The sequence below is a fragment of the Embleya sp. NPDC127516 genome (assembly GCF_044765325.1).
GTDB lineage: Bacteria > Actinomycetota > Actinomycetes > Streptomycetales > Streptomycetaceae > Embleya.
In genome coordinates, this window is sequence record NZ_JBIWJT010000013.1 from 21,680 (window position 1) to 41,226 (window position 19,547).

General features: G+C 71.3%; 12 protein-coding genes and 2 tRNA genes. 6 read left to right on the top strand and 8 right to left on the bottom strand.

Translation table 11 applies throughout. The features are described from left to right. Positions 1 to 13: 13 nt before the first annotated feature. Complete coding sequence (locus ACIRL2_RS25180; RefSeq protein ID WP_402234637.1) at positions 14 to 589, bottom strand: GNAT family N-acetyltransferase; 576 nt, start codon at positions 587 to 589, stop codon at positions 14 to 16. Positions 590 to 787: 198 nt separating this feature from the next. Between ACIRL2_RS25180 and ACIRL2_RS25185 the strand changes: the two genes are divergently transcribed. From ACIRL2_RS25185 to ACIRL2_RS25195, 3 genes are all read left to right on the top strand, one after another. Next, positions 788 to 2,938, top strand: a complete 2,151-nt coding sequence (locus ACIRL2_RS25185) for a bifunctional glycosyltransferase 87/phosphatase PAP2 family protein (protein WP_402234639.1) — start codon at positions 788 to 790, stop codon at positions 2,936 to 2,938. 127 nt (positions 2,939 to 3,065) lie between these two features. After that, the gene (locus ACIRL2_RS25190; protein WP_395867508.1) at positions 3,066 to 3,497 is read left to right on the top strand and encodes an ATP-binding protein; all 432 of its coding nucleotides are present in this window, start codon (positions 3,066 to 3,068) and stop codon (positions 3,495 to 3,497) included. 275 nt (positions 3,498 to 3,772) lie between these two features. Then, the gene (locus tag ACIRL2_RS25195) at positions 3,773 to 5,734 is read left to right on the top strand and encodes a phosphatidylglycerol lysyltransferase domain-containing protein (RefSeq protein ID WP_402234641.1); all 1,962 of its coding nucleotides are present in this window, start codon (positions 3,773 to 3,775) and stop codon (positions 5,732 to 5,734) included. A 121-nt stretch (positions 5,735 to 5,855) separates the two neighbouring features. Here ACIRL2_RS25195 and ACIRL2_RS25200 read toward each other — a convergent pair whose 3' ends face one another. Next, positions 5,856 to 7,286 carry a PQQ-binding-like beta-propeller repeat protein gene (locus tag ACIRL2_RS25200; RefSeq protein WP_395867512.1) on the bottom strand — a complete coding sequence of 477 codons (1,431 nt, stop codon included), beginning with the start codon at positions 7,284 to 7,286 and terminating at the stop codon, positions 5,856 to 5,858. A 461-nt stretch (positions 7,287 to 7,747) separates the two neighbouring features. Here ACIRL2_RS25200 and ACIRL2_RS25205 point away from each other — a divergent pair, with 461 nt between their 5' ends. Next, positions 7,748 to 8,893, top strand: a complete 1,146-nt coding sequence (locus ACIRL2_RS25205; RefSeq protein ID WP_402234643.1) for an MBL fold metallo-hydrolase — start codon at positions 7,748 to 7,750, stop codon at positions 8,891 to 8,893. 67 nt (positions 8,894 to 8,960) lie between these two features. Here the strand turns inward: ACIRL2_RS25205 and ACIRL2_RS25210 are convergent, their stop codons facing one another. The 4 genes from ACIRL2_RS25210 to ACIRL2_RS25225 all read right to left on the bottom strand — a co-directional run bounded on the left by ACIRL2_RS25210 (position 8,961) and on the right by ACIRL2_RS25225 (position 12,453). Beyond that, positions 8,961 to 9,893 carry a universal stress protein gene (locus tag ACIRL2_RS25210; RefSeq protein ID WP_395867516.1) on the bottom strand — a complete coding sequence of 311 codons (933 nt, stop codon included), beginning with the start codon at positions 9,891 to 9,893 and terminating at the stop codon, positions 8,961 to 8,963. Next, positions 9,890 to 11,353, bottom strand: coding sequence for an amino acid permease (locus ACIRL2_RS25215; RefSeq protein ID WP_395867518.1), 1,464 nt, complete (start codon positions 11,351 to 11,353; stop codon positions 9,890 to 9,892). The genes ACIRL2_RS25210 and ACIRL2_RS25215 overlap by 4 nt, the downstream gene beginning before the upstream one ends. A 374-nt stretch (positions 11,354 to 11,727) precedes the next feature. After that, positions 11,728 to 11,800: transfer RNA gene (locus ACIRL2_RS25220), tRNA-Arg, on the bottom strand. Positions 11,801 to 12,364: 564 nt separating this feature from the next. Beyond that, positions 12,365 to 12,453 (bottom strand) — tRNA-Ser (locus ACIRL2_RS25225). 144 nt (positions 12,454 to 12,597) lie between these two features. On the opposite strand from ACIRL2_RS25225, the gene ACIRL2_RS25230 reads away from it, so the two are divergent. Further along, positions 12,598 to 15,840, top strand: a complete 3,243-nt coding sequence (locus tag ACIRL2_RS25230; RefSeq protein WP_402234646.1) for a PAS domain-containing protein — start codon at positions 12,598 to 12,600, stop codon at positions 15,838 to 15,840. A 295-nt stretch (positions 15,841 to 16,135) separates the two neighbouring features. Here the strand turns inward: ACIRL2_RS25230 and ACIRL2_RS25235 are convergent, their stop codons facing one another. Next, entirely contained in the window at positions 16,136 to 16,453 is a 318-nt protein-coding gene (locus tag ACIRL2_RS25235; protein ID WP_391587367.1) for a hypothetical protein, read from the bottom strand. A 337-nt stretch (positions 16,454 to 16,790) separates the two neighbouring features. Here ACIRL2_RS25235 and ACIRL2_RS25240 point away from each other — a divergent pair, with 337 nt between their 5' ends. After that, positions 16,791 to 18,446 carry a long-chain fatty acid--CoA ligase gene (locus tag ACIRL2_RS25240; protein WP_395867522.1) on the top strand — a complete coding sequence of 552 codons (1,656 nt, stop codon included), beginning with the start codon at positions 16,791 to 16,793 and terminating at the stop codon, positions 18,444 to 18,446. A gap of 142 nt (positions 18,447 to 18,588) precedes the next feature. On the opposite strand, the gene ACIRL2_RS25245 is transcribed toward ACIRL2_RS25240, so the two are convergent. Beyond that, complete coding sequence (locus ACIRL2_RS25245) at positions 18,589 to 19,395, bottom strand: DUF1906 domain-containing protein (protein ID WP_402234648.1); 807 nt, start codon at positions 19,393 to 19,395, stop codon at positions 18,589 to 18,591. Between the last annotated feature and the right edge of the window lie 152 nt (positions 19,396 to 19,547).

Genomic DNA, 19,547 nt, shown 5'->3' on the forward strand with positions numbered 1-19,547 from the left:
CGCTCCCCCGGACTCACAGGTCCTTGGTCAGCAGTTCGAACTCCAGGTCGTCCCGCAACGGTTGGCCGAACCGCTCGTTGCCGTACGGGAACGGGGACAACACGCCGGTACGCGCGAATCCGCGCCGCTCGTACCAGGCGATCAGTTCCTCGCGCTGCCGGATCACGGTCATCTGCATGCGCTCGGCGCCCCACAGCCGCACCGCGACCCGCTCGGCCTCGGCGAGCAGCGATCGACCCAGGCCGCCGCCCTGTCGTCCCGGGCGGATCGCGAACATCCCGAAGTAGGCGACCGAGTCCGCGCGGCGCTCGAGCTGGCAACAACCGAGCAGTACGCCGTCCCGCTCGGCGATCCACATCACACTGTCGGCCCCGTCCACAACCGCCGCGACCGCGTCCGCGTCGGTGCGCTGCCCCTCCAACAGGCTCGCCTCCGTGGTCCAGCCCCGTCGACTCTCGTCTCCGCGATAGGCGGACTCGACCAGCTCGACCAGGGCAGGGATGTGGGATGCATCGGCCTGGCGGAAGGAGATCGGTATGAGCCCCTCGGGGGCCTCGTGCGTCCGCGTCGACGCGTCCTGCGGCACCATTGTTGTTTCTCGCCCCTCGTCGATTCGGCGATGTGTTCCATGCCGCCCCCGAGCGTACGGCGTGGGTCTCGCGAGGGGCCTCCGCTTTCCGTCGCGCTCGGGCGGTGACAAGGTGTCCGAAGCGTGGCAACCGAATGGCCTCGCCACGGATCGAGGGCCATCGGGCGACAGGACACGGAAAAACGGGAGAAGTCGCACATGGTGAGGGCAGGCGTTCGCCGGCTACTGGACATACGAAGGACCAGGATCTCTCTGGCCCTGGTGGGTCTGTGGCTGCTCGCCGCATGCGTCGCCATTCGACAGGCCAACGAGGTTCTCGACCGACCACAGGACCGCAGACTGCCCGAGTTGGACGCCTGGCTGGGTCCGGAAGGCGTGCTGCACCTGCCCGGTTCGCTCTACGACACCGACTCGCGCGGCACCACCTTCAGCGAGACGCCGTTCGCGGGCTGGGTGCTGCGCCCGCTCACCAAGGCGGCGGAGAACGCGCTGGGCGTCGCGTGGACGATCGTGACCCTGCTGATCGTGGCCGCGATCGGGGTGCTGGTCGCGTACGCCCTCCCGGCGTTGCGCACCCGCCGCGCGCAACTGCTCGCGGCGCCGCTGATCATCAGCCTTCTGGTGCTGTCGCTGCCGGTCCGGGGCAACCTCTCGCTCGGCCAGATGAGCCTGCTCCCGGTGCTGCTCGCGTTGCCCGCGATGCTCAGACCGGCGCCGGGCAAGCCCGCCTCGATCGCCGTGGGCGTCGCCGCCGCGCTGCACCCGGCGATGTTGCTGTTCGCCGTCTACCTGTGGATGACCGGCAAGCAGCGCACCGCCGCGAACGCGACCGCGACGTTCCTGGGGTGCACCGCGCTCGCCTGGCTCACCATGCCGCGCGACTCCTTCACCTACTGGGTGCACCACGTCGCGGGCGCGGGCCTGGGCGGGGACGCCGACGCGCTGTCCAATCAGTCGCTGCACGGCCTGATGTTGCGGATCGGGCTCTCCGGGCCGCTGGAGATCATGCTCGTGGTGCTGCTGTCCGCGGCGGTGCTGTGGTTCGGCATGCCGCGCGCGGTGGCCTACGCCAAGGACGGCCAGGCGCTGCTCGGTGTCGCGCTCGCGGGCTGCGTGATGGTCGCGGTGGCCCCGGTGTCCTGGCAGCACCAGCAGTTGTGGATCCTGCTCGCCGCCGCCGGCCGGCTGGGCGCCCGGCAGACCGACCGCATGGTGTGGCCGGTCGCGGTCTTCATGATCATGACGTTCGACAGCAAGACGCTGATCTGGGGCAAGCTCTCCGCCGTCCGGGTGGTCGCCGACAACGGTCCGCTGCTGCTCGCGATCGCGTCGGCGTGCGCGGTGCCGTTCATCACCAAGGCGTCGGCCAAGTGGACCCCGCAGGCGATGCCGCAGGGGGCCGCCGCACAGGGCCGGTTCTCCTGGATCCCCGCGCTGCCGTTCGGCTGGCGTCCGCTGTCCCGGCCGAACCTGCTGCTCGAACTGCTGATGATCAGGGTCGGCTACCAGGTCTACTCGTTCATCCGCGCCTCGGTGCCCGACCAGCGCCGGGTCGCCGAGGCGCACGGACAGCAGATCATCGACCTGGAGAAGTTCCTGCACGTCGACGTCGAGCGGAGTCTGAACCACTTCGTGGCGAGGATCGGCTGGCTGGAGAACGGCATGAACTTCTTCTACGAGACGTTCCACTTCATCGTGCCGCTGACCATCCTGGCGATCCTGTACATCCGCAAACCCGCCGCGTATCGCTCGGCCCGCACCGTGCTGAGCGTGGCCACGGTCACCGGCCTGGTCGGCTTCTGGCTCTACCCGCTCGCGCCGCCGCGCCTGATGCCCGGCTACGACTACATCGACACCGTGCACGGCGTACAGGATCTGAACAACCCGAACTTCGGCGCGCTGACCAAGATCTCCAACCAGTACGCGGCGATGCCCTCGCTGCACGTGGGCTGGTCGTTGTGGTGCGGCCTGATGATCCTGGCCATCGCGCCCAAGGGTTGGCGCTGGCTGGGCCTGACCTATCCGCTGGCGACCACGCTGGTGGTGATGGGTACCGCGAACCACTGGATCATGGACGCGGTCGGCGGTGCCGCCGTGGTCGGCCTGGGCTTCGCGGTCCAGTACCTGCTCACGGGACGCTCGGCCTTCTCGGTCGAGCCGCCCGCCGTGCCCGCGCCCGTGCCGGCGACGGTGTCGGTCGGCACCAAAGACGGATCCGCCGTCGTGGATAACACAGCGATGTCGACCCGGGCCGGCGACTCGGTGGTGATCACCCGTTCGACGGAGTCAAAACAGGATGATTCCGATCCACGCGACGATTCCGACAAACAGCCGGTCAGTCACAAATAGTGACGACACACCTTGGCATTGCCAACACTTTGCCAACGACGCCCGCAACCCGATCGTGTTTCGAGCGGTAGTCACTGTGGCCGGTGCCGGAGGGGCCCGGCCTCCCAGTGACACCTCGAGGAGCACCATGACGCACATCTCGCGCCGCGTAGCCCAGGCCGCGCTGCTCATCGCCGCCGGCGCCGCCCCGATCCTCGGCGCGTCCGCCGCCCACGCGGCGGACCTGCCCACGGGCGGCCTCGGCGCGCTGACCCAGCCGGACGTCGGCGGCGTCGCCGACAAGGTGCCCGCGGCCGCCGAGGGTGCGGGCAACACGGCGGGGGGCACGGCCTCCAAGACCCTCCCCGCGGCCTCGAAGACCGCAGGTCAGACGGCCGGCACCACCGCTTCGAATCTGAACAAGACGGTGGGTGAGGGCGCCGCGGCGGCCGCGCCGGCCGCCGGTGACGCGGTCGGACAGGCGGCCCCGGCCGCCGGTCAGCTCGCCGGTGGCGGCGTGCCCGCCGCACCGTCCCTGCCCGCCGTGCCCTCCCTCGGCGGACTCCCGCTGGGCGGCTGATTCATCCGGTTGGAATCCCAGTGAAACCGGCGGGGCCGGTGCGGCGTGTCCATTCATGCCGCACCGGCCCCGCCGTGCGTCCGCTCCGCGCTTATCCACCATTGGGATTAGCAAACGATCGGGTATCCCTCCGTGGGATGACGTACAACGGGGCCGTCGTGCGCATCCAAATACCTTGGTGCGTGTCTACGCTGTTGTGCGAGCGTTACGAAGAGTCGCAATCCTGGACATAAGACACAGGAGACTCTTCCACCACCCCACAATCGAGGAGCACGGTGTCTGCCACGACGCGGGCCGCCGCGAACGGCCACAACAAGAACGGCACCGGCACCCCGGCCGCCGAGCGCGTGCGCGGGATCTCGGCTGGGGTGCTGATCTGGTATCTGCGGATCGTGGCGGCGCTCGACCTCGTCTCGGCGATCTCGGTCCCGTTGCGGGACCGGGTACGACACCACGACACGGGGGAGTACTACACCCCGTTCCTGGTCACGTCCGGCTTCACCTCGGCCGCGCTCGCGGCTTTCCTGGCCATCATGCTCGCCCGCCGCAAGCGGGCCGCCTGGGCGTTCACGGCGATCCTGCTGGTGCCGTCCACCGGCGTGTACATCTGGGCCTTGTGGTTCGACGACCTGCGGCAACACCCGTTCAACTGGTCGTCGACGATCATCACCCTCCTGATCTGCGTCGCACTGCTGCTCAGCTTCGCCGAGTTCGGCGCCAAGGGTGACCGGGGCAACGTGCTCAAGGCGGGCCTGGTGCTGGCCGGCGGCGCGGTGGTCGGCGTGGTGCTCGGCTCGACCCTGGTCAACGCGACCGACCGGATCCCCACCTCCAGCATGGGCGACCGGATCCTGTACGCGGTGCTGCGCATCTTCACCCTCGCGCCGGACAGCGACCTGGGCTCCGTGTCGGTGCCGCGCTGGGTCGACATCGTGATCAACGTGGCCGGCGTGATGTTGTTCCTGCTGGTCCTGTTCGTGCTGTTCCGCGCGCCCAAGGGGCGCGAGTTGCTCACCCCCGACGACGAGGTGCTGCTGCGCGAACTGCTCGACAAGCAGGGCGAGCGCGACTCGCTCGGCTACTTCGCGCTGCGTCGGGACAAGGCGGTGATGTGGTCGCCCAGCGGTAAGGCGGCCGTCGCCTACCGGGTCGTGGGCGGCGTCTCGCTCGCGTCCGGCGACCCGATCGGCGACCCCGAGGCGTGGCCCGGCGCGATCGACCGCTGGCTCGCCGAGGCCGAGGACCGCGCGTGGGTGCCGGCCGTGATGGGTGCCAGCGAGGAGGCCGGCACGATCTTCGCCCGGCACGGTCTGGACGCGCTGGAGCTGGGCGACGAAGCGATCGTCGAGGTGGCCGAGTTCAGCCTGGAGGGCCGCGCGATGCGGGGCGTCCGGCAGGCGTACAACCGGGTCAAGCGGGCCGGCTACACCACTCGGGTACGCCGGCACGAGGACATCCCCGAGGGCGAGATGCGCGAACTGCTCGACCTGGCCGACCACTGGCGGGACGGGCAGACCGAGCGCGGCTTCTCGATGGCGCTGGGCCGATTGGGCGACCCCGACGACGGGCGCTGCCTGATGGTCGAGTGCATGGACGACGAGGGTCGGCTGCGTGCGGTGCTGAGCTTCGTACCGTGGGGCTGCAAGGGCGTCTCGCTGGACCTGATGCGCCGCGACCGGGACTCGGACAACGGTCTGATCGAGTTCATGGTGCTGGACGTGATAGAGGGTGCGAAGGCGTACGCCGCGGCGAACGCCAAGCCCGCCAAGGGCAAGGGGAAGGGCCGCGCGCCGGAGCCGGACGCCGAGGCCGCTCCCGAGCCGACCTCGCCGGTCGACATCGAGCGGATCTCGCTCAACTTCGCGATGTTCCGCTCGGTCTTCGAGCGCGGCAACAAGCTGGGCGCGGGCCCGGTGCTGCGGTTGTGGCGCACCGTCCTGGTGTTCTTCTCGCGCTGGTGGCAGATCGAATCGCTGTACCGGGCCAACGAGAAGTACCGGCCGATCTGGGAGCCGCGCTACATCTGCTTCCGCAAGGCGAGCGAGCTGCCTCGGATCGGCATCGCGGCGGCCCGGGCCGAGGGCTTCCTGACCACGCCCACGCTGCCCCAGTTGTTCGGTGCCCGGCACGAGCAGCGGGTGGCGGCCCTGGCCAAGCGCAAGGCCGACGAGACCACGCCGCCGCTCGCCGGGTGGACCGCCGAGCAGCGGGAGCCTGCGGAGCACAAGCGGCCCTGAGCGGTCCGTGCGATCGCGCCGAAGGGCGGCGCTCCCCTCGGGAGCGCCGCCCTTCGGCGTTTCGGCGGGGCTTGCGGACCTGTTCGGCGGATCCCGGCGGGTCCGAGCCGGCCCGGTCGACTCAGACCAGTCGACGGATCTCGCCGCGCACGCGGTAGAAGCCGCCGCGGTCGGCCGGGTGTACCGAGTCCACCACGTAGCGCGCGCCGGCGACCCGGACGTTCTTCGGGAACTGCACGTTCCAGCCGCTCTCGTAGCCGGCCGTGACCACGTGCACCCGCAGCCGGCCGCCGCCCTGGTCGACACACTCGACCACGACGCCGGTGCCCGCGTCGGTGGTGGTGGCCACCTCGGTGGTCGGCACCACCGCCTCGATCGTGGCCGCCTTGACGTCGCGCACCTGCGGAACGGTGCCGACCTGGGCCGCCTCGATCGCCGCCTCGCTCACGTCGATGCAGGCCAGCGAGCCGTCCGTGGTGACGATGTACAGCCGCTCGTCGTGGTACTGCATCGAGTAGGCCGAGCCGCACGTGGTGCCCAGCTTCCACAGTCGCTTGCCGTCCTCGGCGAAGCAGTAGACCGTGGAGGAACTGTCGCCGGCGAAGACGTACTTGCCGTTCTCGGCGGTCGCGCAGGAGAACACCGACGCGTCGCAGTCGTAGGTGGTGCGGATCGTGCCGTCCGACTTGGCGATCCGGTGCACCTTGTTGCCGGAGGTGCCGGCGTAGACGTCGTCCTTCTCCTGCCACCCGAACAGCACGCCGCCCCGGGTCTTGGTCCGCCACAGCTCCTTGCCGTCGCCGGCCGCGAACGCCTGGACGCCCGCGCTGTGCCCGTGGAAGATCGCGTTCTCGTCGCAGCGCACCATCCACGCGCCGGTGCCGTTGGTGGCCGCGGCCCACAACGACTCGTCCTCGTGGTCGATGGTGGTGCAGCCGCCGTTGGAGTCGGACACGCCCAGCACGCCGTCGTGGATGTCGAGCCAGTAGATGTCGATGTTGTCGGTGATCTCGTAGGCCACCCGCGGGGCCTTGCCGCCGACGTCGTACACGTTGCCGTTGTCGCAACCGGCGTAGATCCACGAGTCGTCCGCGACGATGCACTTGACGCCGTTGGGCAGTTGGTAGCGGCCGGTGACCTCGCCGGTGTGGTCCAGGAACCACACGTCGCCGCGCTGGTTGCCCACCAACACCCGCTCGGAGTCGACGAAGATGCCGAACGCGGAGGAGCCGGTGCGGTAGCGCCACAACACCGGCGCCGAGTTGCGGGCCGTGGTCGGCCGGGACACGATCTCGCGGCGGGTGATCGCGCGCGGCTGGCGAACGCCCTGTACCGCGGGCTCGTAGCCCTTGCGCAGCTTGGCCGCGACCTTCTTCTTGGCGTCCGCGGCGGCCTTCTCCGGGGTGGCGTGGGTCACCGTGCCGGTCTGGCCCTTGGCCCCGATCCGCCCGTACGTGACCGTGACGTCGACGCCGTCGACGACGACCTCGTAGTACTTGTGCGCGCCGTCGCCTTCTTCGGACAACTCAAGGTAGGTACGGGTCTCGGGCATGACGACTCCTCGGCTCCGCTGCTCTGTTCGGGTGGCTGTGGGTGTGCTGTCCGTGCGGGGTGGCTGCGGTTGGTCACGGTGGTCGCGGTGGTTGCGGGGCTCCGCCGTGGGAACCGTGACCGGGCGCAAGAACCATGCCGTACAAGGGGACTGATGCGCCGTCATCCCCCGTGGCGATGGCTCGACCCTACTCACGTGAGCCGACAGGGGTGGGGCCGGTGGGGCAACGCTTCGCTCACTCGGACGGCGCAACCCGGTATCGAGGGGTCGGTTCTCGGACAAAGCACTCCCGCGTTCGTCCGACCTCTACTCCGAGGGGAGGAGCGGTACGGGTGCACCCCCTCCCCCGGGACGACGTTTCAGCCATGGAGGCCGGGTTAATCTCCACTCATCCCGATCACCGGTCGCCGGTCCGGCCTCAGCACGGTCGGCCGAAGGCCCCGCTTGCCCGAGGAGTCCATGTGGCCGGGCACTTCTTGACGTCTTTGGCGCCCGCTGCGTTCGGCGCCAGACCCGCCGGTGAGCGCCTGGCGCGCATCCAGGGATCACCGCACTTCCGCGACGGCGCGTTCCGGAATCCGGTGCCGACTCGGCGTGGCAGCCCCGGCGCGATCGGCAAGATGTTGCGCGCGCAGAAGGCCGCGGCCGGATTGCGTCGGCCGGCCGGCGCCATTCCGCTGGTCACCCCGTCCGCGTTGGACTTCGCCCGGACGCCGATGACCGGGCTGCGCGCGTGTTGGCTCGGGCACGCGACCGTGCTGGTCGAGCTGGACGGTGTGCGGGTCCTGTTCGACCCGGTCTGGAGCACGCGGTGCTCGCCGTCGGCGGCGTTCGGCCCGGCGCGGCTGCACGCGGTGCCGGTGCGCTTCGCCGACCTGCCCGAGGTGGACGTCGTGGTCGTCTCGCACGACCACTACGACCACCTCGACATGGCCACGATCCGGGCCCTGGCCGGGCGCGACGCGGCGTTCGTGGTGCCGCTGGGCATCGGGGCACACCTGGAGCGGTGGGGCGTCGGCGCGGAGCGGATCACCGAGCTGGACTGGCACGAGGCGGGCGAGGTCGCCGGACTGACTTTCACCGCGACGCCGGCGCGGCACTACTGCAATCGCGGCGCGCGGGTGCTGGGCACCGTGCTGTGGGCATCGTGGGTGGTGGCCGGGCCCCGGCACCGGGTGTTCCACAGCGGGGACAGCGGCTATTTCCCGGGCTTCGCGGACATCGGGCGCGAGCACGGGCCGTTCGACCTGACGATGATTCAGGCCGGCGCGTACGCGGAGGCGTGGCCCGAGGTGCATCTGCACCCGGAGGGCGCGGTGCAGGCGCACACGGAGCTGGGTGGTGGGTTGATGTTGCCGATCCATTGGGGGACGTTCGATCTGGCGCCGCATGCTTGGGAGGAGCCCGCCGAGCGGTCGGTGGCGGCGGCTCGGGCGCTGGACACCGATCTGGTGATCCCGCGTCCCGGCGCGCTGTTCGAGCCGGCGCTGGTCGACGGGGCCGAGGTGGAGCCGTGGTGGCGGGAGGTGGCGGCGGCGCCGAACCGGTGGGCGGGCGACGTGGAGGCGGAGCCGGCGGCGTCGGTCAGGGCGGTGCCGGCGGCGTGAGGGTGACCGGGGGCCGAGGGGGCGGGGCCGGGTAGCGGTGGTCGTGGTCGGTTCGTCCCGGCCGAGATCACCTTGGGTCGGGCGTGTCCCACAGTTCGGCTCGAACGCCGCGGGGCAGGACCATGACCGGAGTGCGGGCATTGCGGACGATCTTGTGCGAAACGTCGCCGACGAAGACCCGTTTGACCGGGCCGACCGTGCTGGACGCGCAGATCAGCAGGTCGTCGGCCCAGGTGACGGTGTCCATCGCGGCGCGTACGTCGTCGCCCTCGGCGGTCTCCGCGTCGACCGGCACGTCGATCTCGGCCATCGCCGTCGCGAGGTCCTGCCGGGCCTGTTCGCGCGCGGCCCGCAATACCTGGTGCTCGGCGGACTGGTGCTGCTTGCCCGAGTACAGCCGGACCGGGCGCAGCACCAGGGTGAGCAGCCGCACGTCGGCATCGAGTCGGCGGGCGAACTCCACGCCGCAGGTGAGCACTCCGGTGAGCCGCGGCTCGCGCTGGTAGGCGATCGTGCACCGGGCGATGCGAGGCGGCGGGTGGTCGGCGAAGCCGCGTGGGGCCAGCGCGACCGGCACCGGTGAGCCGTGCAGGAGTTGATCGGCGGTGCTGCCGAGCGCGACGCGCGCGGTCCGGCCGCCCGGGGCCGGCCCCAGCACCACGAGCGCGGCGCCGTGACTCTCGGCGATCCGGGCCAGCCCTCGGCCGCTGCCGCGGTTGTGGCCGATCGCGCGTTCCACCGGCAGTTCCGGGGCCCAGTCGCGAATGCGGCTCTCCGCGTCGTTGAGCAGCCACTCGGTCTCCTCGCGCAGGAACGCGCGCCACTCCGCGTCCACGGCGCCCACCCCCGCGCCGGGCAGCGCGGGCGGTTGGATGTGCGCGAGCACGACGCCGGCGCCCAATTGCCGGGCGAGCAGCATGCCCAGCGCCAGCGCGTCCTGGCCGCGCGGCTCCGGCCGGCAGCCCACCACGATGCGCATCCGCGCGCCGTCCCCGCTCACGGGCCCACCTCGGCGTCGGCGGATCGGGCACGCCAACGCGAGTGGCGGTAGCCGTACAGGAAGTAGATCGCCACGCCGGCCGCCATCCAGACCAGGAAGACCTGCCACGTGGTGCCGGAGAGCCGGGCCATCAGGTAGACGCAGAAGCCGACGCCCAGGATCGGGGTGATCGGGAAGAACGGGGTGCTGAAGCCGCGAGGCAGGTCGGGCCGGGTCCGGCGGAGCACGATCACGCCGATGTTGACCAGCGCGAACGCGAACAGGGTGCCGATGCTGGTGGCCTCGGTGAGTCGGCCGAGCGGGACCAGCGCGGCGAGTGCGGCCACCCACGTGCCGGTGATCAGCGTGTTCGCCACCGGGCTCTGGGTACGCCGGTTCACCTTCGCGAAGATCGGCGGGATCAGGCCGTCCCGGGACATCGCGAACAGGATTCGGGTCTGCCCGTACAGCACGGTCAGCACGACGCTGGCGATCGAGATGATGGCGCCGGCGGACAGGATCGTGGACGCCCAGGAGCTGCCGGTGACATCGGTGACGATCTTCGCGAGCGTCGCCTCGCTGCCCTCGAACTCCTGCCAGGGCAACGCGCCGAGCGCCGCGAGCGCGACCGCGACGTAGACGATCGTGACGATCGCGAGCGAGATCAGGATCGCCAACGGCAGGTCCCGGCGCGGGTTCTTGGCCTCCTCGCCGGCCGTGGAGGCGGCGTCGAAGCCGATATAGGAGAAGAACACCTGGGACGCGCCGGCGCTGATCCCGGCCACCCCCAGCGGTGCGAACGGGGAGAGGTTGCCGTCCTCGAACGCGGTGAAGGCGATCGCGCAGAAGAACGCGAGCGTGATCAGCTTGATGAAGACCATGATCGTGTTGGCCACGGCGCTCTCCGACACGCCGCGCATCAGCAGGATCACCGCGAGCAGCACGACGATCACGGCCGGGACGTTGAACGTACCGCCGTCACCGGGTGGTTGGCTGATCGCGTCGGGGAGGCTGACCCCGAAGGCGGAGTCGAGCAGTTCGTTGACGTACTGCCCCCAGCCGACCGCGACGGCGGAGATGGACACGCCGTACTCCAGCAGCAGGCACCACCCGCACACCCACGCGATTCCTTCGCCGAGGGTGGCGTACGCGTAGGAGTAGGACGAGCCGGACACCGGGATGGTCCCGGCGAGTTCGGCGTAGGACAGCGCCGAGAACAGCGCGGTGATCGCCGCGAGCAGGAACGAGATCACCACGGCCGGGCCGGCCTTGGGCACCGCCTCGCCCAGGATCACGAAGATGCCGGTGCCCAGGGTCGCGCCGACACTGAAGAAGGTCAGTTCGAGCAGCCCCATGGTGCGCCGCAGGCCGGTTTCCTCCCCGCCTTCGCCGCCGCCGCCGCTCTCCTCGAGGATGGCGTCCACGGGTTTCGTCCGCAGCACTCCGCTGCGCGAGCGGGGTACGGCGTGGCTGGCGGGCAATCCGGCCTCCCTGGGGAACAAGTCCGAGAAGGAACGGGTGCCCCGATGTCCGGGTATCGAACGAGCCTTCAGCCATTCGGCCCGGCCGGGGACAGCCGACCGGGCGGCGCACGGGCGGGCATGAACGGCGCGTGCTCGGCGCGCGCATCGATCCGGGGGTGCCCGTCAACCGTCCGGACCCGAAGCGGTGTCGGGCCGAGTGAATGCGCCGTCGTCCGCGTCGGCGCACCCTTCGGCTGATCGCCGGCAAACCGGCGGTCCGGCTTCGACAAGTCGCCTCGACGTGGACTCGGCCGGACCGGTCTGCGAGTTCGAAAACGCAAAACAGGCCAGACCCTGTTCGAGGTCTGGCCTGTATCGGAAGCACAATCTTGTGCGCTCGGCAGGATTCGAACCTGCAACCTTCTGATCCGTAGTCAGATGCTCTATCCGTTGAGCTACGAGCGCTTGGTCGCTTTGACCGAGGTCAACAATACATGCTCCCCGGCCGGGGGTGAAATCCATTGTTCGAGGGTCGGTCGGAGTCGGGCATTTGGTGATCAAGCACCTTCATTTGGAGGGTGATCGGCGACGGGACGGGCGGGGCGGGCGGGTGGTCGGCGGGGCTCTTCGGAGAGTGGCCGACGGAGGCCGGCGAGCTTGGTGAGGAGTCGGTCGCCGGCGTGGATGTCATCCCATGTCGTCCCCGTGACGTCCCCGCGGCGACGCGCGCGGGGGTGCTCTCACTCTGTTCGCTGTGAGCTGAAAGCGCCTTTTCGGACATGTCGGCCGGTGGGGGAATCGGAAGGCGCTTCGCCGTGTCGGGTGGGCGGATCGCGGGCCGCAGGCGATGGGCCGGGCGAGGCGCTCGGATCGGGTGGGCGGCGAGTCGGGCGACGGCTCCGGAAAAGAGCCTTATATCGGACATCACGTCCCGAGTCGTGACCCGCGGTCGCCGTGCGCTCACCGAAACATCATCGCCATGGGCGCGAAACAGCCCGCCCGGTGGGACCGGACGGGCTGTTCGTGAAGCGGAGGCTCCGGGATTTGAACCCGGGATGGGGATGAACCCAAACCGCATTAGCAGTGCGGCGCCATAGACCGGACTAGGCGAAGCCTCCATCGGTGTTTGCCGACGAGGAACAGATTACTAGGCTCGTCAACGTGACTGCAAAAACAATGGGATAGTCGGTCGTGACATGCCTCGGCGGCGACGGGCAAGATGGCCGTCGCGCAGTACGAGGACCGGAGGAGGTACGCGCTTCGTGAGCAGCAGGCCATCCCGAGGCGCTGCTCGCCTCGCCGCCATACTCGACGCCCTGCCGGACGCTCTTCTGCTGGTGAATCGCAACGGCACCGTCGTCAATGCGAACGCCATGGCACTGGAGGTCCTGGAGGCGCCGGGTACTCCCGTGGTGGGTCGCGGGCTTCTCGATCTGTTGCCCTCGTTCGACCACCGGCGCATCCCGGGTTCGGTCCGGGCCAACGACTCGCGCGACACCCGGACCAAGCCGACCCGGATGTCCGCGCACCGCACCGACGGCGGCGTGTTCCCGGTCGAGGTGACCAGCGCGAACCTGCCCGCCGGGTACGACGACGAGTTGTTGATGATCGTCGTGCGCGACCTGACCGGAAAGGTCGACGTCGAGGCAGAACTCGCGCGCCAGCAACGGCAGACCGAGATGATCCTGCGCGCGGCCTGCGAGGGCATCATCGGCATCGACGCCGAGGGCAACATCGTGCTGGCCAACCCGGCCGCCGCCCGGATCCTGCGCCATCGCGCGAGCGACCTCGGCGGCCGGAACGTGCACGAACTGCTCATGCACGCCCGCGCCGACGGCACCACGCTGCCCGCCGAGGAGTGCCCGCCGCTGGTCACCCTGGGCAACGGTCGCCGGCAGCGGCTGCGCGACCAGGTGTTGTGGCGCGGCGACGAGGGTTACGTGACGGTGGACATGATCACCGCGCCGATCCTGCTCGGCGGTGCCGTGGTCGGCGCCGTGATGACCTTCAGCGACACCGCGCGCGAGAAGCTGCTCGGCGAACGTCGGTCCCAGCTCGCCGAGTTGGTCGACGGCGAGATACTGGGGCGGCTCGCGGCGGTGCGCGGTCGACTGAAGAAGGTGGCCGACGGAGCGGCCGGTGACGTCGGTCACGGCGCCCGGCGGATGGTGCGTCAGGTCGCGGGCGAGTTGGAGAGCCTGGAGGAGCTCGCGGGCGAGGTGCTCGCGCACCAGGCGGCCGGTACCGAACCGGCCGAGCCGCAGGACACCGACGGGGCGGCCGAGCCCGAGCGGGTGCCGACCACGGTGGACGACCTCGTCGATCGGGCCATGGAGACGGTGACCTACCTCGCGCGCGGCGCGGGCGTGGAGTTCGCGGTGAACGCGTCCCCGGTCGGGGTGCGGGTGGACGTGGACGCGATGACCCGAGCCCTGGGCCACCTGCTCGCGGACGTCGTCGCGGCCGGACCCGAGGGTTCCACCGTCGTGGTCGCGGCGGCCCAGCGCGGCGATCTCGCCCGGATCGAGGTGCGCGGTCCGGAGAGCCGGGGCAGTGCCGTCCGGGTCCCGCTCGCGCGCGCGGTCGTCGAGGCGCACGGCGGCACCGTCGAGTCGCACACGATGCCCGGCCGAGGCAGCACGTACGTGGTCGAGTTGCCCGCCGACGCGGAGGCCGCCGAACAGGTCGAGAGCTCCGGCGAGCACCGCGCGGCCAAGGGCCGCCGGGCGCGCCAGGCGGGCCGACCGGACCCGGCCGCCGACAAGGCCGGCAAGGGTAAGGGCGACGGCGACAAGGGCAAGGACGGGAAGAGCGAGGCCGAGGGCGCCGCGAAGCCGACCGACGAGGACGAGGACGCCGCGGCCGAGTCGACCGGTCCGGAAGCGGACGACGCGGACGACGGCGAGGCCGCCGAGCCGAAGAGCGGGGCCGACACCGCGGAGCCGAAGGGTCGTGCGGAGGTCGAGCGGGCCGGGAACGCCGCCGCGCGACCCGCGCCCGCGCCGGGCAGCGGCGTCGAACTCGCCGTGCGCGGACGCGGTGCGCAGCCGCCTCGGGCCCGCCTGGAGCCGGCCGGTTCGTCCACCCCGCCGGTGCCCGCACCGCCACCGCCCGGTTCGGTGGCCGCCGCGCCGCAGGGACCGTTCGCGTTGCCGCCGGGCACGGTCGCGCCGGTGCCGCTGGTGCCGGCGAGCACGGGTTCCGCCGAAGGCGGGCACGAGCGGCCCGACTCGGACGGGTACGACGAGGCCGAGGAGGCCGCGCGCAACAACAGCGGCGCGTTCGAGGCGGTCTATCCGCCGCGTTCGCGGCGCGGCCGGCCCTCGCGCGACACGCACGACGCCGGCGAGTCCGCCGACGGACCGTCCGGATCGCACCGCGGGGTCGCCCGCCAGGTCGGGGCCGAGGTCGAGCGGCCCGAGCCGACCGCGCTGCCGCAACGACCCGCCGCCACCGCTTCGCCCGCGTCCGCGCCGGCGGCCGGCGGGCGGCTCAACGGCACGCACACCCCGCAGGGCGCGCAGGCCCGGCGCCGGTTGTCCACGCCGCCGGCGGCCATCCCGGCCCAGGGTCGTACCTCGGACGGTGCCGGACGAACCACCAGCGTGCAGGATCGGCCGGGCCGGCCCGCCGCCGCCGACATGCCGACCGAGTTGTTGCCCCCGATCCCTGCCGGGCCGGATCAACCGATTCCGGTCCAGGGCCGGCGACCCGGCTTCCCGGCCGCGCCGCCCGGGGACGCCGAGGCGATGTCCGGCGCCGACCTGCCGACCATGGTCACGCCCGCACCGGACGGGCAGCCGCGCCGACTGCTGGTCTGGCCCGAGCCGGACGGGGCGACGGCGGGCGCGTTGACCGCGCGCGGTTGGAGTCCGCTCCTGGTGCGTTCGCGCGAGGAGGTGGACGCGAGCGTCCCGGTGCAGCCCGCCGCGCTGTTCGTGGATCCGCTGACCGGGCCGATCACCCGTACCGCGCTCCAGTCGCTGCGCACCGCCGCCACCGCCGCGCAGATCCCGGTGCTGGTCACCGCCGGGCTGATGCAGGCCACCCGGGACGCCGCGTTCGGCGCCGACCCGGCCGTACTGCTGCGTTCGCTCGCGCCGGCGGACAGTGCCGGACACGCCTCGCGGGTGCTCCTGGTGGAGGGCAATCCGGATATCGCGGCGGCGTTCACCGCGTCGCTGGAGCGGCGCGGCATGGACGTGGTGCACGCGGCCTCGGAGAGCGAGGCGGTGTCCAAGGCGTCCAGCGTCGAGCCCAACCTCGTGGTGCTCGACCTGATGCTGGTGCGCCGGCGCCGGATGGGCGTGGTGGACTGGCTGCGCAACAACGCGCGCCTGCACTCGACGCCGATCGTCGTCTACACCACGCTCGACCTGGTCGAGCACGACCTGCACCGGCTGCAGACCGGCGAGACCGTGCTGTTCCTGGCCGAGCGGTCGACCCGCGAGGACGTACAACAGCGCATCGTCGACCTGCTCGGCAAGATCGCCTCCCCCAAGTAGGGGGCCCGGGGAGGCAGACGCCAGGCAGGGAACCCGGGTGGGCAGGCGGCGCGCGCAGGCGGGCGCGCCGGGTCGGCGACCGACCCGGCACCCGCCAACCGCCGGCCCGCCCGCGCGTCACCCGGACGAGCGGACCACCCGGGCGAAACCTCGAACCCGTCCGGGCGAGGACCCGCTCAGCCGCACCGCCGCCGAGGCCCGGTCCGGCAGCACGGAATCGCACACGACCGCACCCGGACCGCCGGCACCCGAGGGCCGCACGGCACCCGCCGTATCCGCACCGACCCGCAGCGCCTCACCATGCCGCCGGCCCCTGGGCATGCAGCCGGCGACTCATCTCGCCGACGGTCAACGCCAGTTCGGTGGCGAGATCCATCGCCTGGGGGTGGTCGTGGTGTTCCCGCATCCACCAACACATGACCTGCACGATAGGCCCGGCGGACTCCGGATGTCCGATGATCGCGGTGCGCGCGCACAACGGACGCGGCGGCCCGTCGCGATCGAGCCGGAACCAATAGCCGTCCCGGAAGCCGAGCACGGGATGGCCGAGCGCGTCCGGCAGCACGACGTCGTACGGTCGGTGCGGTTCGGACCGCACCTCCAGCGGGTACATGGGGCGCCCTCCAAGGGGAAGCCGAGGGCTCGCCGGTCCCCCTCCGGAAGAGCGGAAAAGCGGGAATTACCGAATGCTCGCGGCGTTCCACCGAAAACGATGTGTCATCGGTGCAACCGGGACACCGTCGCATTCTTCCGTTCGACTGGTCCGATCGGCCGATCGCCACGCCTGGTTCACCCGTATGGGCGCACGGCGGATCGTGCCGGGCGCGTGGTCCGGCGCTCGACGCGCATATGGAAGCGCACGCTCCGGGGGCTGACAACCACCCGATCCGCGAGAAAGAATCCCTTCACCTCGACCGGTCCCCGTCCGGCGAATGCAGGGAGGCCACACAGTGCTGAGCACGATGCAGGACGTGCCCTTGACGATCGCTCGCATAATGCGACACGGCACCACGGTGCACGGCGGTTCGGAGGTGGTGACCTGGACCGGCGGCGCGCCCAGGCGGGCCACCTACGCGGAGGTCGGTCGGCGCTCCGCGCAACTCGCCCACGGCCTGCGCGAGCTCGGCATCACCGGCGACGAGCGGGTCGCCACCTTCCTGTGGAACAACCAGGAGCACCTGGAGTGCTACCTCGCGATCCCGTCGATGGGCGCGGTGCTGCACACGCTCAACCTGCGGCTGCCGCCCGAGCAGTTGATCTACATCGCCAACCACGCCGACGACCGGGTGCTGGTGCTGGACGGCTCGCTCGCGGCACTGGCCGCACCCCTGCTGTCCCAGCTCCGGACCATCGAACACGTCGTGGTCACCGGCGCCGACACCGATCTGGCTCCGCTCGCGGATTGCGGCAAGCAGGTGCACCGCTACGACGACCTGCTCGCCGGACGGCCGACCGAGTTCGACTGGGCCGAGGACATCGACGAGCGGCAGGGCGCGGCGATGTGTTACACCTCCGGCACCACGGGCAACCCCAAGGGCGTGGTGTACAGCCACCGTTCGACCTACCTGCACAGCATGCAGGTGTGCTCGATGGAGGGCTTCGGCCTGGGCTCCGGGGACATGCTGCTACCGGTGGTGCCGATGTTCCACGTCAACGCGTGGGGCCTGCCGTACGCGGCGATGTTGTGCGGCGCGTCGATCCTGATGCCCGACCGGTTCCTCCAGGCGGAGCCGCTGGCCACGATGATCGCCGCCGAGCGGCCGACGTTCGCCGCCGCGGTGCCGACCATCTGGACCGGCCTGCTCGACCACCTCGACGTGCACAAGACCGACGTGTCCTCGCTGAAGGAGGTCGTGGTGGGCGGCTCGGCCTGCCCGCCCGGTCTGATGCACGCGTTCGAGGAACGGCACGGAGTGCGGATCATCCACGCCTGGGGGATGACCGAGACCTCGCCACTGGGCTCGGTGGCCCGCCCGCCGGCCGGGCTCACCGGCGACGAGGCGTTCCCGTACCGGATCTCCCAGGGGCGGCTGCCCGCCTCGGTGCAGGCCCGACTGGTCGGTCCGGACGGTGTCGACGTCCCGCTCGACGGCGAGGCGGTCGGCGAACTGCTGGTGCGCGGTCCGTGGATCGCGGGTGCCTACATCGGCGACGAGGGATCGGTGGACGCCGGCGGCGGCGGCCGATTCAAGGACGGCTGGTTGTGTACCGGCGACGTCGGCACGATCACCGCCGACGGCTTCCTGCGGCTGACCGACCGGGCCAAGGACGTGATCAAGTCGGGCGGCGAGTGGATCTCGTCGGTCGAGCTGGAGAACACCCTGATGGGTCACGACGACGTGGTCGAGGCGGCCGTGGTGGGCGTGCCCGACGACAAGTGGGGCGAGCGCCCGTTGGCCACGGTCGTGCTGCGCGAGGGCGCGGAGACCACGATCGAGCAACTGCGCGACTATCTCGCGGGCAAGGTGGCCCGCTGGCAGGTGCCCGAGCGGTGGAGCCTGATCACCGCCGTGCCCAAGACCAGCGTGGGCAAGTTCGACAAGAAGGTGATCCGGAGCCAGTACGCCGAGGGGGCGCTGGAGGTCAGCGAACTCGACCGGGGCTGAGCCGTCGACACGGGCGTCGCCGGTCGGGCCGATCCCGGCCCGACCGGCGTGCCGCACGGCACCGGTGCTCACGTCGCGCGGGAATGACGCTCACGCGCCGCGTGGACCCGGTGGTGGTGGTCACCTCGCGTGGACCGGGTGGTCAGAAGACGCCCACCGGTCCGTCGACCGCGTTGCGGTCGATGTTCATCTTCTTGCCGCCGTGGGTCTCGGTGACGTTGCCGCTGTACTGGTGCACGCGCCGGTCGCGCCAATAGCCGTCGGGGAGCGCGCCGTCGCCGGTGGTGACCGCGCGATCGTCCCAGCGGGCGTACCAGACCGCGTCCGGGACGGAGCGCTTGTCGACCGCCTCGACCAGGTCGGCGATGCCGGAGTCGAGGCTGCTGTAGTAGCCGGCCAGGAAACCGCGCTCGCGGACCCGGTCGGACCACGCGGAGACGAAGTCCAGCACCGCGGTCCGGCAGGCGGCGTCGGTGTTGTCGTACGCCTCCATGTCGTACCAGACCGCGCTGCCGCGCTTGAATCCGAGCGCGGTGCTGCGGTCCACCACGTCGTCGGCCTCCGCGACGCCCTGCGCCGCGGCGCGCGCCGGGTCGATCCTGCCCGGCTTGCCGGACTGCGAGCAGGGCGCCTGGAGGCCCACCTGGATCGGCAGGAAGTCCCAGCCCTGGCGATGTACGGCGGTGACCCAGTCGCGGGTCAACCGGCTGCTCCGGCAGGCGCGGTTGTCGCCCGCGACATAGATCCCGACCACCTTGTACGGCGAGTCCCGCCAGGCCTGCATGGTCTCCACGGTCGGTGTCTCGCACGTGTCGAAGCCCGGCCCGTCGACGAAGAAGGGCTGTCCCGAACGTGCGCGGGCACCCTCGGCGAGCCCGGCCGGCAACAGGCCGAGCACGGCGGTGAGCAACACGGCCGAGGCGATACGACGGGTGAGCGAAGGGCGCACGGTGCCTCCCGGCGTGGTGGGAAAGGACGTCCCACCACGCTGCGCACCGCGTCCGGCGGATCCGCCGGACCGCTCGGGCGACGCGCCGACGCGTCACCCGAGCGGCCCAGGCAAAGCGGCACCGGGCGGTCCGGGCGAACGGCACCGGGCGG